This window comes from Janthinobacterium agaricidamnosum (assembly GCF_003667705.1).
Lineage (GTDB): Bacteria > Pseudomonadota > Gammaproteobacteria > Burkholderiales > Burkholderiaceae_D > Janthinobacterium.
The window spans coordinates 5,636,122-5,649,359 of record NZ_CP033019.1 but is presented as its reverse complement, the minus strand read 5'-3'; the positions used below and the strand labels follow the sequence as shown (position 1 = coordinate 5,649,359).

At 59.6% G+C, this 13,238-nt stretch carries 12 protein-coding genes; 7 read left to right on the top strand and 5 right to left on the bottom strand.

Annotation, left to right across the window (positions count from 1 at the left end):
* Positions 1 to 15: 15 nt before the first annotated feature.
* Positions 16 to 615, bottom strand: a complete 600-nt coding sequence (locus tag D9M09_RS25540; protein ID WP_070224777.1) for a MarC family protein — start codon at positions 613 to 615, stop codon at positions 16 to 18.
* 116 nt (positions 616 to 731) lie between these two features.
* The gene (locus D9M09_RS25535; RefSeq protein WP_121670668.1) at positions 732 to 1,520 is read right to left on the bottom strand and encodes an AraC family transcriptional regulator; all 789 of its coding nucleotides are present in this window, start codon (positions 1,518 to 1,520) and stop codon (positions 732 to 734) included.
* A gap of 102 nt (positions 1,521 to 1,622) precedes the next feature.
* On the opposite strand from D9M09_RS25535, the gene D9M09_RS25530 reads away from it, so the two are divergent.
* From D9M09_RS25530 to D9M09_RS25520, 3 genes are all read left to right on the top strand, one after another.
* Positions 1,623 to 2,537, top strand: a complete 915-nt coding sequence (locus tag D9M09_RS25530; RefSeq protein WP_121670667.1) for a DMT family transporter — start codon at positions 1,623 to 1,625, stop codon at positions 2,535 to 2,537.
* Positions 2,538 to 2,576: 39 nt separating this feature from the next.
* Positions 2,577 to 4,196, top strand: coding sequence for a toxin-antitoxin system YwqK family antitoxin (locus D9M09_RS25525; RefSeq protein WP_162995794.1), 1,620 nt, complete (start codon positions 2,577 to 2,579; stop codon positions 4,194 to 4,196).
* Between the two features lie 511 nt (positions 4,197 to 4,707).
* Positions 4,708 to 6,438 (top strand): methyl-accepting chemotaxis protein, encoded by a 1,731-nt coding sequence (locus tag D9M09_RS25520; RefSeq protein WP_070310256.1) that lies wholly within the window; start codon positions 4,708 to 4,710, stop codon positions 6,436 to 6,438.
* A 10-nt stretch (positions 6,439 to 6,448) separates the two neighbouring features.
* Here D9M09_RS25520 and D9M09_RS25515 read toward each other — a convergent pair whose 3' ends face one another.
* Positions 6,449 to 7,591: an AI-2E family transporter gene (locus D9M09_RS25515; protein WP_070224773.1), complete on the bottom strand. Its 1,143-nt coding sequence runs from the start codon at positions 7,589 to 7,591 to the stop codon at positions 6,449 to 6,451.
* A 162-nt stretch (positions 7,592 to 7,753) separates the two neighbouring features.
* Positions 7,754 to 8,740, bottom strand: coding sequence for a hypothetical protein (locus D9M09_RS25510; RefSeq protein WP_070291954.1), 987 nt, complete (start codon positions 8,738 to 8,740; stop codon positions 7,754 to 7,756).
* 153 nt (positions 8,741 to 8,893) lie between these two features.
* Here D9M09_RS25510 and D9M09_RS25505 point away from each other — a divergent pair, with 153 nt between their 5' ends.
* Positions 8,894 to 9,262 (top strand): hypothetical protein, encoded by a 369-nt coding sequence (locus D9M09_RS25505; protein WP_121670665.1) that lies wholly within the window; start codon positions 8,894 to 8,896, stop codon positions 9,260 to 9,262.
* Here D9M09_RS25505 and D9M09_RS25500 read toward each other — a convergent pair.
* The gene (locus D9M09_RS25500; protein WP_162995793.1) at positions 9,241 to 10,302 is read right to left on the bottom strand and encodes a GGDEF domain-containing protein; all 1,062 of its coding nucleotides are present in this window, start codon (positions 10,300 to 10,302) and stop codon (positions 9,241 to 9,243) included. The genes D9M09_RS25505 and D9M09_RS25500 overlap by 22 nt on opposite strands.
* A 505-nt stretch (positions 10,303 to 10,807) precedes the next feature.
* Between D9M09_RS25500 and D9M09_RS25495 the strand changes: the two genes are divergently transcribed.
* The 3 genes from D9M09_RS25495 (at position 10,808) to D9M09_RS25485 (ending at position 13,232) form a co-directional block, all read left to right on the top strand.
* A complete protein-coding gene (locus D9M09_RS25495; RefSeq protein ID WP_205602305.1) occupies positions 10,808 to 11,569 on the top strand; it encodes a Fic family protein in 762 nt (253 codons plus the stop codon).
* A 263-nt stretch (positions 11,570 to 11,832) separates the two neighbouring features.
* Complete coding sequence (locus tag D9M09_RS25490; protein ID WP_121670663.1) at positions 11,833 to 12,057, top strand: hypothetical protein; 225 nt, start codon at positions 11,833 to 11,835, stop codon at positions 12,055 to 12,057.
* A complete protein-coding gene (locus D9M09_RS25485) occupies positions 12,057 to 13,232 on the top strand; it encodes a DNA methyltransferase (protein ID WP_205602304.1) in 1,176 nt (391 codons plus the stop codon). Before D9M09_RS25490 ends, D9M09_RS25485 begins: the two co-directional genes overlap by 1 nt.
* Positions 13,233 to 13,238: the final 6 nt, after the last annotated feature.

Sequence of the window (13,238 nt, the reverse complement as noted above, 5' to 3'; positions counted from 1 at the left end):
GATGAATGCTCTATGTTAAACGGACTTCAGGAACGCGCGTATGCCGGCCAGCAGCATTTCAATGGCCATCGCCGTCAGGATCAAGCCCATCAGGCGCTCGAACGCCGTCATGACCCTTGGACCGAGCGCCCGCTGCAAGCGTTCGGCGCACAGGAAGACGGCCAGCCAGACGACGGCCACGGCCGTCAAGCCCGCCACGTGGGCGATCACTTCATTGACTTCATGCGAGGAAAACAGCAGCACGGTGGCCAGGGCCGACGGGCCGGCCAGCGCGGGGATGGCCAGCGGCACGATGAACGGCTCGCCGCCCATCTCGTGGTCGCTATTGCCCGCGTTTGGCTGCGGAAACACCATGCGCATGGCGATCAGGAACAAAATCACGCCGCCGCCGATGCGCAGCGCCACTTCCGACAATTGCAAGGCGTTCAGGAAATGGCGGCCGAAGAACATAAACAGCAGCAAGATGCCGAAGGCGATCAGGCATTCACGCACCACGACTTTCCAGCGCCGCTCGATCGGTACCCGTTTCAGGGCGTTGACGAACAGGGAAACGTTGCCGAATGGATCGGTGACGAGCAAAAGCAGGATAAAAGTCTGGAAGAAATTCTGTGTCATGGTGGTGTGATAGAGGTCAACACCGCTGCCAGGATGGGCGCGGTGCGATAAGGCTTGCGATGATAACAAGCCCGGCGCTTATCGCCCATGATTATTGATGCATAGCAGCATTTTTTTTACGCGGCGATGACTTTTGCCTGGTAAAACGCCGTCGGCGTCGTGCCGAAATGCTTTTTGAACATGGCGGCAAACGCGCTTTGGCTCGTGTAGCCATTGTCCATGGCCACGTCGATGACCTTGCCGCCGCGCGCCAATTGCTCCAGCGCCCGCAGCAGCCGCGCCTGCTGGCGCCACTGGCCGAAGCGCATGCCCGTCTGCTTCTGGAACAAACGGTGCAGGCTGCGCTCGGTGATCGCCAGTTCCTGCGCCCAGTGCGCCACCGTCAGCTGTTCGCCCGGCTGTTCCATCAGCCGCGCGCAGAAGCCGCGCAGGCGCGCGTCCGCAGGCAAGGGCAGATACAGGGGCAGCACAGGCAGGCTGCCCAGTTCGTGCAACAGCAATTGCAGCAGATGCCAGTCGCGGCTGCCTTCCGTAAAATCGGGCGCGATGTCGACGGCCGCCACGATCAGTTGCCGCAGCAGGGGGCTGATGTCGAGCACGCAACTGTGGCCAGGCAGCAATGGAGAATTGGCGCAGTTGACGAACACCGTGCGCATTTTCACGGCGCCGCTCATGCGCACCTGGTGCGCGATGCCGGGTTGCAGCCACACGCCGCGCGTGGGCGGCACCACCCAGCGCCCGCCCTGCGCCTCGATGGTCATCACGCCCTCGATGGCGTACAGCAATTGCGCATGCGTGTGGCGGTGTACGGAAATCACGTGGCCATGCGCATAGTCGACGGCCAGCGCCATGGCGCGCGCCGTGACGGGCAGCAATTCCTGAAAGGCGGGGGAGGTGCAATCCATAAAAAGAGCGTCAGTTTTGCGATAGGTATGGACATCTTAGCGCGAGAAGGCGCGGCGCGCCTGCGGCATGATGGTTCCCCGCAACTATTCCTGGAGCTACGCATGCCTGTGCGCGCCTATCTGTATCCTTTTCTGGCCATGCTGCTGTGGGCCGGCAACGTCGTCGTCTCGAAGCTGGCCGCGTCCAGCATCGCCCCCACGGCCATCACGTTTTATCGGCTGGTGCTCGTCTTGCTGGTGATGACGCCGTTTATCGCCCGTCCCCTGTGGCGCAACCGTCATGCGCTGCGGCGCCAGTGGTGGCAGCTGGCCCTGTGCGGCCTGATGTCGATGGCGCTGTTCCAGAGCCTGTCCTACCGCGCCGCCGAATCGACGACGGCGACGAACATGGCCATCGTCACGGCGCTGGCGCCGCTGATGACGGCACTGCTCAGCGTGCTGCTGCTGGGCGAGCGCCTGACGGTCGGCATGGCGGCCGGCGGCGTGCTGTCGTTTGGCGGCTTGCTGTACCTGGTCGGGCGCGGCGACGTGCTGGCCTTGCTGCAGCAGGGCGTGCATGCGGGCGATGCGCTGATGCTGCTGGCCTGCCTGAGCTTTGCCCTGTACGGCGTGCTGCTGCGCCGCTGGCGTCTGTCCATTCCCGCCTGGCAAGCTATTTATTGCCAGGCGCTGGCGGCCCTGGTGTGCATGCTGCCGCTGTTTCTGTTGCTGCCGCCCGGCAGCGCCCGGCTGGACGCCACCACCTTGCCCCTGATCGGCTATGCGGGCATCGGCTCATCCATCGTGCTGTCCTACCTGTGGATCGAGGGCGTCAAATTGCTGGGACCGAACCGCTGCAGCATCTACGTCAATCTGCTGCCCCTGCTGACGGCCTTGCTGGCCATCGTCTGGCTGCATGAAAGCATGCATCTCTATCACCTGGTCGGCGGCGGCATCTCGCTGCTGGGCGTGCTGCTGGCGCAGACGGTGCAGCGGCCGCTGTTTGGCCGGCGTCCTGGGGTGTCCGGTCTTGCCTGATGGCCATGCATAATGGCGGCTTTCGGCAGTGGAGTTGACATGCGGTACACATTTTGGATGAGCACGATGGCCATGGCGCTGGCCTGGGCCACCATGGCGCCAGCGCAGGCCGCGCCGCGTTTTTATGAGGGTATGCCCATGGCCTTCGCCAGCGCGGTCGAGCGCCGCGACGGCGGCGTGGTGCTGGCCTTCCTGCGGGAAAATGGCGAGGTCAACGGCTACTATTGCCAGTGCAACGGCATCAGTGAAAAACGCATGAACCTGGACAAGTACGGCCAGGCCAGCATCGAGGCCGTGTTCCAGCTGGATCTCGACAGCGAGGGTGAAACCACGTTCGTGCTCAGCCGCAGTGCTAACAGTGGCGCAGCCTACGGCTTGCATGCCTACCGCTACGAGCGCAGCGGCGGCAAGATGTTCAAGGTGCCGGCCTTGCAGCCCGCGCTGGACGCCATCGTGCGCGGCGCAACAACCATGGACGAGGCGCAGGTGCGCGCCGCGCTGGCCTCCTTGCAGTTGATCGACTACAGCATCGCCTACGCGCCCACGGGCGTGGCCGGGTTTGACGCCATCGAGCATGCGCATGGCAAGCTGGCCGGCTATTTCAATATCGACGGTGAATTATTGCCCGGCAAGCCAGCCGACGCCCCCGCGTTTGCCTATAAAAAGACGTACCAGGAAAAGGATGGCCATTATCTGACCGTCACGTATCTGCTGGGAAAGGGCTGGGAAGGGGGCCGCGCGCCCAGTTATCACATCAAATGGATCACATGGGAAACGCAGCCGCAACGCTTTGCCGGCAGCCAGGACGGGCCATTCATCGAGTACGACGTCAATTGCTGCGTGGGCAGCGTGTTTGCCCGCGGCCTGTATGCGCAGGGCAAGCGCACCGGCGTATGGCATTACGAAGAGCCCAATACCATCCGCTCGTCTGGCGCCTTTGTCGACGACAAGGCCGAGGGGCCGTGGACGTATGCAAGCGGCGACGAGACCACCACGGGCATGATGCAGCGGGGCCAGCGCACGGGGCGCTGGGACGTGCGCCTGGGCGTGGAGGAATGGCGCGCAGCGGACATGCACAGCTACACCGGTTACGACCATTTCGTGAAAGACCGCCTGGACGGCCCCAGCGAGCGCCGTGCCGGTGGCGTGGTGCAATGGCAGGGTAGTTATTTGAATGGCAAGAAGCAGGGACAGTGGGTGGAACCTGGCGGTGGCGGCAACTATGTCGATGACATCAAACAGGGGCCATGGAAGAAATCGACGCCGGACGGCGGCTGGCAAGTGTTGACCATGCTCAATGGCAAACCCGATGGCAAGCTGGAGCAGTATGCGGCCGATGGCCGGCTGGAACTGGTCGAACATTACCGCCTCGGTGTGCTCGATGGCACGATGGAAAGTTTTTATCCGGACGGCAAGCGGCGCTACCAAGGCACGTTTGCCGACGGCAAGCGCGATGGTGCGGAAACCCTGTTGTATCCCGATGGCGAACTGCCGCAATTTCACCGCAACTGGCACAAGGGCGTGCTGCATGGCGTCAATATCGAGAATTTCCAGAACGGAAAGCCGAAGCAGATCGGTGCCTACAACATGGGCAGGAAAACGGGCCGGTTTCAGTATTTCCGCGACGATGGCCAGCTCATCGAAGAAACCATGTATTAACTAGTTGGCTAAGTAATCCTCGGGAAATTAGTGTGAATTTATGACGAACAGAACCGGATGCTATGCAAGGCACTCGCTGCGACGCAGTGCGGGCACTGCTAGCAGTGAGCAACGCCGCAGAGCGCCGGTTATGGCAGTCAGAAATCACAATAATTTATTGGGGGTTACTTAGCATAAATGGCATTCCCAAGCGACCGCGCACGTCAGCGGAATGCCAGTTCTGCGCAAAAAACATCATCCGCTTGTTACAAAGCGTGAAAATTCCAGACGGATGTTGCTACTGGTAATCTTTCCCTGTATCTTGCAGTCAGGAAATTAAAAGTACAGGAAACCTCGACCTCGTTGCCCTGTCTTGCACTCCTGACGATATGCGCGGGCCGCCTTCCCCCCTGCCGCCGCACACGCCGTATCGACCTGTCCTGAACAATTCACGTGATCCGCCCATCTGGCGTTTGCCGCTATCTCGTCCGGCAGGCGGTGGCACGGTCGCGCCCTTACCAAGGAAAACTGCATGCTGTCGAATATAACAATAAAAATGCGTCTGATCGCTACCATGAGTGTGCTGGGCGTGTTGATCGCCTTGCTGGGCGTGATGAGCATCATCAGCCTGAAATCGGCCAACAACAGCCTCAACGAGGTCTACAGCAATCAGCTGGCCTCGACGCAAGCGATCGGCGAATCGCAAATTGCCCTGGGCCGCGCGCGGTTCACGATGGACCGCGTGATGGTGCACCCGGACGCGCCCGATGCCAAGGATACCCTGGCGCGCGCGGAACAATTTCTGGAAGCATCCAACAAGTCGTGGAAGGTGTACCTGGCCTTGCCGCAGAGCGCGGAAGAAAAGCGCCTGTCCGACGACATGGACAAGAAGCGCAGCGATTACATGAACAATGGCGTGCTGACCATGAGCAAGGCTTTGCGTGAAGGCAACATCGCGCAAGCGGACGGCTTGATGATGAAAGGGCTGACGCCGCTGTACCGCACCCTGGACCAGGCCGCTGAAACCTTGACGCAATACCAGGCCAGCTCGGCCGCCAAGATGTATGCGGAAAGCCAGTCCAGCTACCGTACCCAGGTGACCATGGCCATCGGCGGCATGATCGTGGGCGCCTTGCTGACGATTATTTCCAGCTTCTTGCTGCTGCGCGCCATCTTTGGCCCGCTGGACCAGGCCCTGCGCCATTTCGGCGCCATTTCCGACGGCAACCTGGCCAACGACATCGTCATCACGCGCCACGACGAGATGGGCGCCTTGCTGACGGGCTTGCAGAAAATGCAGGAACGCCTGTCGACCACCGTGCGCGGCGTGCGCGACGGCAGCGGTGCCATCGCCACGGCCAGCAATGAAATCGCCTCGGGCAATCTGGACTTATCGAGCCGCACGGAACAGCAAGCGTCGAGCCTGGAAGAAACGGCCTCGTCGCTGGAAGAGCTGACCTCGACCGTCAAGCAGAACTCCGACAATGCGCGCCAGGCCAACCAGCTGGCCGTTTCCGCTTCGGACGTGGCGGTGAAAGGCGGCGCACTGGTGGCGCAAGTGGTCGACACCATGGGCACCATCAGCGAATCGTCGAAAAAGATCGCCGACATCATCGGCGTGATCGACGGCATTGCCTTCCAGACCAACATCCTGGCCCTGAACGCGGCCGTGGAAGCGGCCCGCGCCGGCGAGCAAGGCCGTGGCTTTGCCGTCGTCGCCACGGAAGTGCGCAACCTGGCGCACCGCTCGGCTTCCGCCGCCAAGGACATCAAGATGCTGATCGAAGCGTCGGTACAAAACGTGGGCGCCGGTAGCGCGCTGGTCAGCCAGACGGGCACGACGATGGACGAGATCGTGTCCAGCATCCGCCGCGTGACGGACATCATGGGCGAAATCAGCGCCGCCGGCCGCGAGCAGGAACTGGGCATCGGCCAGATCAATCAAGCTGTGGCGGAAATGGATACCGTGACGCAACAGAATGCGGCGCTGGTGGAAGAAGCGGCAGCCGCTTCGGAATCCATGCAGGAGCAGGCTGCGGCGCTGGCCGAGATGGTCAGCATTTTTAAACTCGACGCCAACCACAGCGGCCCGGCAGCGGCCAAGCCTGCCTTGCGCAAGCCTGTCGTGGCCGCCGCCAGCACGGCCTTGAAACGCCCGGCGTTGCGCCTGACGCCAAGCCGTACTGCCTCGGCAGCCGCTCCGGCCCAGCCACGTGCTGCCAAGCCCGCTGCAGACAGCAGCGGCGAATGGGAAGAGTTTTAATCTAGCGGGCTTACAGGGCCACCTTGCTGCCCTGTTCCTGCAATAGCGCCGCCTCGGCCAAGGCCTGGGCGCGCGCTTCCTCTGCCGCCTGTTCGGCTTTCTCCAGTGCATCGTGGCGCGCCTGCAAGGCTGCCCGCGCGCGCACGAAGACGATCTTGATGGCCGCCATCACGGGCACGGACAGGAAGATGCCGACCACGCCACCCAACTGGTCGCCGGCCAGCAAGCCGACGATCACCATCAGCGGGCTCACTTCCACGCCTTCGCTCATCAAATACGGGTTGACCACGTAATCCTGGAACAAACGGTAGGCGGCGATAAAGCCGATCAGCCAGAACACGTGCTCGAAGCCGCTGAAACCGGCCACGACCACGGCGATGACGGCCGCCGCCAGCGGACCGGCAAACGGGATGAATTCCAGCAAGGCGGCCGCGCCGGCCAGCAGCAGGCTGTACGGCACGCCCATCAGGGAAAAGGCGATGCTGTAAGACACAAACGTGGCGATCGACAACAGCAGCAGGGCGCGTACATAGCGCGACAGCAGGATGTCGAGGTCATCGATGATGGCGCCCCAGAGTTTCTTGTTCGGGCGGTTCAGCAGGGACAGCAAGCCGTCGCGCATGTCCGGGCCTTCCTTGATCAGCAAAAAGCTCAGCACGGGCACCAGCACCAGATAGATCAGGTTGCTGGCCGCATGCATGACGGTCAAGCCCAGTTCCTTCGCCAGCGGCATGGCTTGTCCCGTACCGCTGCTCAGCTGCGTCTGCATGAAGGACAGCAGGCGCGCGCGCAAGGGCTCCATGAATTCGGGCAATGGGATGCGTTCGGCAAAATTATTCCCCTTGAGCAAGGTCGGCAGCTGATCGCTGAGCTTGATCGCTTCTTCCTCGATGCGCGACCCGAAGATGGACCCCAGCACCGCCACCAGCAAGATCACCACGAGGAAGACGATGCCGATGGCGGCCGTGCGCGGCAGGCGCTTCGGGCCATGGCGCTCCAGCAGTCCGATCAGCGGATACACGAGGTAGCTGAAGAAGATGGCAAAGACCACCACGATCAGGGTCGACGAGACCTTGTAGGTGAGAAAGAGCAGGAAGGCGATGAGGAACGCCGTCCACACCATCTTGGCAACACGCAAGTTAAAACCGAACATATGAATTCCTTAGGGCAGGATGCGACGCAAGCGTGGCTGGCTTGAAGGGCAGGGTGGGCAAGGCAGGGATGAGGCCGCGCCGCACGGCCGGAAATCATACCGCAAAATGCCAAAATGCCATGCTCTTGTGCGTAATGGCAATGCTTTCCCTGTTCGCCTTCCTTAATTTTTCCGCCAGATGGCCACGGTGATGAGCACGCTGTCTTTCTTGCCCGGTTCGCGCAGGGTGATCGTGTAGCGGCCGCTCGTATCGCTGCCCGTGAACACGACCTTGTCGTCATGGCCCTGCACTTGCGCGCCTTTGGCCAGCTTGGCATAGGTGTTGAGCACCCAGTGGAAATCGGCATAGCTGCGCAGGGTGATGCTGGCATCGGGCATGGGCTCGTCACCGGCCTCGGCCGCTTCCGCAGGCGTGCGCATGGGCAAACCGCCCAGGCCCGCCGGTGCAATGAGCTTGCCGCCGCTGGCGCTGCTATTCAATTCCGCGTCCGGCAGCAACAGGTGCAGCAAGCTGGGGGGAAAGCCGGGCGGCACGTCGCGCGGCTCCCAGCCGGGCTGGCCGGGAAGAGTGGTGATGTATTCCACCGCAGCAATACTTTGCCGCTGTTCCGGCGCAGCCTGCGCCAGCATGGGCGGCAGTTGCCGCGCCCACACGAGCAGCGGCGCGGCCATCTCGTCCTCCGCGCCCGGCGGTACAAACACCGTCAGCACGGCGTGGGTGGACGGCAGGCAGGCGGGCACGGCATCGCCGATGGCGGCCTGGCAATGACCGTTGACGAGGCCCAGGGCCAACAGCTTGCGTTGCGGATCGAACAGCATGGCGGCACGCTGCGCGCCGTGTGTGTCGGGGTTGATGGACGCCAGCACGGAACGCCCGTCGGGCAGCATGGTGCGCTGGATGTCTTGCAGCGAACGCATGCTGTCGAGTACCTGGAGCGCGATCAGGGTATCGCCCTGCGTGTAGTTGCCGCGCGCATAACCGAGCAGCTTGAAGACGCCGGCGCGAATTTGTGGATGCTCGTTCAGGCTGAGCGGCGGCGATGGCACGGAGACAGGCACGGTGGCGGCCACGAAGGCGGCGTCTTCGGCGGAAACGGCTTGAGCCATGCTGACAAGCGGCAGGCACAGGGCGGCGCACAGTGACAGCATGCGCAGAGTGAATTTTCCTGGGGTGTTCAATGGCTATCCTTGTCGAGACGCCAGGCCGGTCGGCTTGCCGGCATGCGCGCGCCGCGATCTTAGCATTTCAGGAATGAAAAGCTTTCTGCTAAGCTAGTCTATTGAATCACTGCCCCGCTTGCCATGGCCAAGATCACCATTTCCTGCAGTATTCCCGTTGACGATGAGGTCGTGACCGAGTTCTTGCACAAGTACGTGCTCCAATCGCGTGTCGGCGCGGCCAGGAAATTGCGCATGGGAGAGAAGGGCTGCTTCTATACCTGTTCTTTGTACCAGGAAGACCACGCCAAGGTGAGCCGTTTGATCCGCCGCATGCTGGCCTTCTTTGAGAGCAAGGACATTCCCTTGACCATCCTCAAGATCGGCGCGCAGGACAGCTGGTGCGAGGTGGATCCCGAGCAGCGCGATCCATGGAAGATTGCGCCGCAAGCCTTGCTGGCGCTGCTCGACGCGACGCCGGACGGCGGTATTCAGGCGGCGTTGAACACGTAGCGGTTCTTGCCGTTTTTCTTGGCCTGGTACAAGGATTCATCGGCGCGCCGGTAGCTGTGCGACAAGTCCGCTTCCTTGATCAGTTCCGCCATGCCGATGCTGACGGACACCTTGCGTTCCGGCACGAAAGCCGCCTCGACCGCATCGACCAGCTGCGCGGCAAAGGCGCAGGCCGCGTTCTTTTCGCCCACGTAGATGACGGCAAATTCCTCGCCGCCCAGGCGGCCGCACAGGTGATCGCCCGACAGCCCAGCGATCACCTCGGCGATCCTTTTCAGCACTTCGTCTCCCACGTCATGGCCATGCACGTCATTGATCTGCTTGAAGTCGTCGATGTCGATCATCAGGAAATACGCGGGCGTGCGCGCCGTGCGCTGCAAGGCGCGCGCGCTTTGCGTGAACATGCGCCGGTTATTGAGTCCGGTCAAGCCATCCTTGTAGGCCATCGTCGCCAGCTCGCGCTGGGCGCGGTAGTTATGGATGCGCAAGACGAGAAAATAGATGTTCAGCGCCAGGCCGATGATCACGCTGATGGTGACGGCCAGCACGGGCCAATGCTGGTCGGCCTGCCCCGCATGCACGGGAAACTGCCCCAGCCCCAGGATGGCCCACACGCACAGCGACACGCCCAGGTAATACGCGATGCCGCTGAAGATGGGCGCCGTCGTCAGCGTGATCATCACGCCCAGCGGCAATACCCAGAAAGCGGGGTCTTCCGTGCCCAGCATCAGCACGCGAAAGCCGAAAGCGATGAACAGCACGCTGATGGTGCCGCTGGTGATAATCGCCTGCAAGGACTTCGCATACACGGTCAGCAGCAGCCCGGCCAGCATGCCCGTCACGCCCAGCGCCGCCTGCGCATGATCGAGCGACGCGCGCGACAAGGTCAGGCTGAAGGTGACCAGCCAGCAAGCCAGGCCAAACGTCAGGATGGCTATCGAAATGAAATGCAGTTCCTTGAAAAAGCGCTGCTGCTGCTCCCGTTCTCCTGAAAAGAACAGGTAATAGAAGGCAGGCGACAGGCTGCGCGAAGTGAACATTGCATTTGTCCAGAGACAACACGCCTTGCGGCAGGGCCGCCTCCCGGCAATGGCAGGCGGCATGACGCGCGTACAAAATTAGTTGCGCTCAGGAACTAGTGTACTGGTTTCTTGGGGGCAGTGGGGAGATGGGCGAGGAAAACGGCGGCCAGTGTCTTCGTGTCGCCACAGTATGAAGGAAGTGCGCTTATTGCTCGATCAACATAGCTATACCGAGGCCATGCCGCAAACCGCCTGGCGCAGCAAGACCAATCAGGATATCGCCGCCAGCATCGTCGGCGTCTTGACGCGATGGTGGACGGCAAGTTGGAGCCAGTGCCGCCAACCTTTGGGGAAGTGCTGTGGCCGAAGGCGGCTTGATAGCGTCAACTTAAAATAACGATTTCGTTATTTCATTTTTCACCCCAAGTTAAAATAAGGCCTCCATTTATGTTAACTTCAGCGAATCTATGCAACGTGGACTCAGGGGGAACGGATACGGCAAGGGCAGCCCAGCAGTTTTCGATTGCTGACGGAAGTGCATCAAGTGCTGATGACGTCGGGCAGGGGCGTGCAGCGCAGCCCTGGCGAATTTCGCCGCAATCAGGTGTGGATAGGCGGCCATCGCGCCGACGAGGCAACGTTCGTGCCGCCGCCTGCCAACCAGCTCGCTGACTGCTGGGCTGCACTGGAAAACTTCATCAACGACGTGCCGCAGCTGACTGCCGCCATCATCAAGGCGGCACTATCGCATGTGCAATTTGAAACCATCCATCCCTTCCTGGATGGCAATGGCCGCCTCGGCCGCATGCTGATACTGCTGATACTGGTTGACGCCCGTATTTTGCAGGAGCCGCTGCTGTATCTTTCCGTGTTTTTCAAACAGCATCGTGAAACCTACTACAGCTTGCTGCAACAAGTACGCATCAGCGGCAACTGGGAAGCATGGCTGCTGTTCTTTGCCGATGCCATCGCCGCCACCGCCAATCAGGCCGTCAGCACGGCCCAGGCGCTGACGCAGTTGCTGGCGCAAGACAAGGCACGGTTGGCGGAACTGGGGCGCTTGGCGGGGTCGGCCAGGCAAATTCTTGATGCGCTGTTTGCGCACCCCATCTTGAATATTGCCGCCCTGAGCAAGACCACCGGCTTGACCGCCGCGACGGTGGGCAAGGCACTCGATGCCATGGCAGGTACGCTGGGTATGGTGCAGGAAGTGACCGGCCAAAAACGTAACCGCGTGTATGCCTACGGTGCTTACATCAACATTTTGAATCAGGAAACAAGCTAATGAACGACAACGATATTGTCCAGAAACTCTGGAACCCCAGCGACGTGCTGCTCGATGATGCATTGGCGCTGAGATTGCGCAGAGGTTTGGATATCGGGATGGTTGAGATCGTGTCGTAGTGGCGGACCTGATCCCGTCTCCTGCGTCTCCTGTGGACCCCGTCTCCTGTGGAATCCTTCACAGTTCTCGACGTTTTCCTTGGCGGACATGCTGCCCTAATGTAACATAACATACATTACATCACATCACATACTGGACTTCGTATGAGCATAGGCAACAGCGGACGTATCGTTATTGAGATCGAGCCCGAGGCGAAACGTCGGTTGTACGCAGCTCTCGCCTACGAAGGCCTCACTTTAAAGGATTGGTTTTTGAAAAACGCAGAGAAATATCTCGTGGACAGGCGTGGTGTTTACGGTGATACATCCATGCTGTCGAACGGTCCACTAGCTGTCGCGCCAATTGTCAACTCATCCGGAGAAAAATAGTGAGAGATCTTGGGCCGAATAATGTAAATAGTAAAGACGAATCACACGTTGAGGTGTCGCAAGCCTTTGCTAGCACTCGCTTAGCAGAGGTCGATTGGAGCTTCAGCCAGCGGTCTAAGGCTCCTGCAATTGAGGGTATCCATCCTTATCCAGCCAAGTTCATTGGCGATATTCCGAGGGCATTTATTGAGAGTTTGGAAATTCCGTCCGGTACAGCCGTCTTCGACCCTTTCTGCGGGTCAGGAACAACATTAGTTGAAGCGCAACGGGCAGGTTACGCTTCAGTTGGAATTGATCTAAATCCTATAGCCTGCCTGTTGGCAACTGTTAAAACATCTGCTCTGCCATGTAATTTTGAGCAAGCAGTAACAGATGTCATGAGAATTGCTCGCTCAATCCAGACTGCGCCGTCCTCTGACATTCCGAACGTTAATCACTGGTTTAAGGCTGACATTCAACTTGCCGTATCGAGCATCGCTATGACGATCGCGCGCGAAGAGTTTCTCCCCTGGTTGCCGCAACTTCGACTTGCTCTGTCAAGTATCTTAGTACGTGTCTCAAACCAAGATAGCGATACTCGGTACGCAGCTGTAGAGAAGAACGTTAACCGAGAGGATGTTTTTTCTTATTTTTTGACTGCGACGGCTAAACTTCTCAAAGCGTTGAGCGAACGCGATTGGGACTTAACTACTACAAAAATTATCGAAGGTAACACTCTACAAATTTCACCGCAGCAAATTAACCTGCCCATCGGATTGGTAATTACCTCTCCGCCATATCCAAATGCATACGAGTATTGGCTTTATCATAAGTACCGGATGTGGTGGCTGGGTTTCGATCCGTTGGCAGTTAAGGAACATGAAATCGGGGCGAGAGCACATTTTTTTAAAAAAAATCCACATACTGCTGATTTTTTTGTGGATCAGATGAGAACTACATTTTCTCTTATAAACTCAGTTCTCGTTAGTAAAGGATATATCTGCTTCGTTGTAGGTCGGTCGAAAATTCACGGTGAAATTATAGATAACGGAGATATTATTGAGCGCATCGCCAAGGAATTTAACCTGGCGTTGGTAAGCCGATTTGAGCGTGAAATTAAAGCCAATCGCAAGTCATTCAATTTATCACATGCAAATATTAAAACAGAGTCAATGCTCGTTTTTCAAAAAAATTAGAGATTA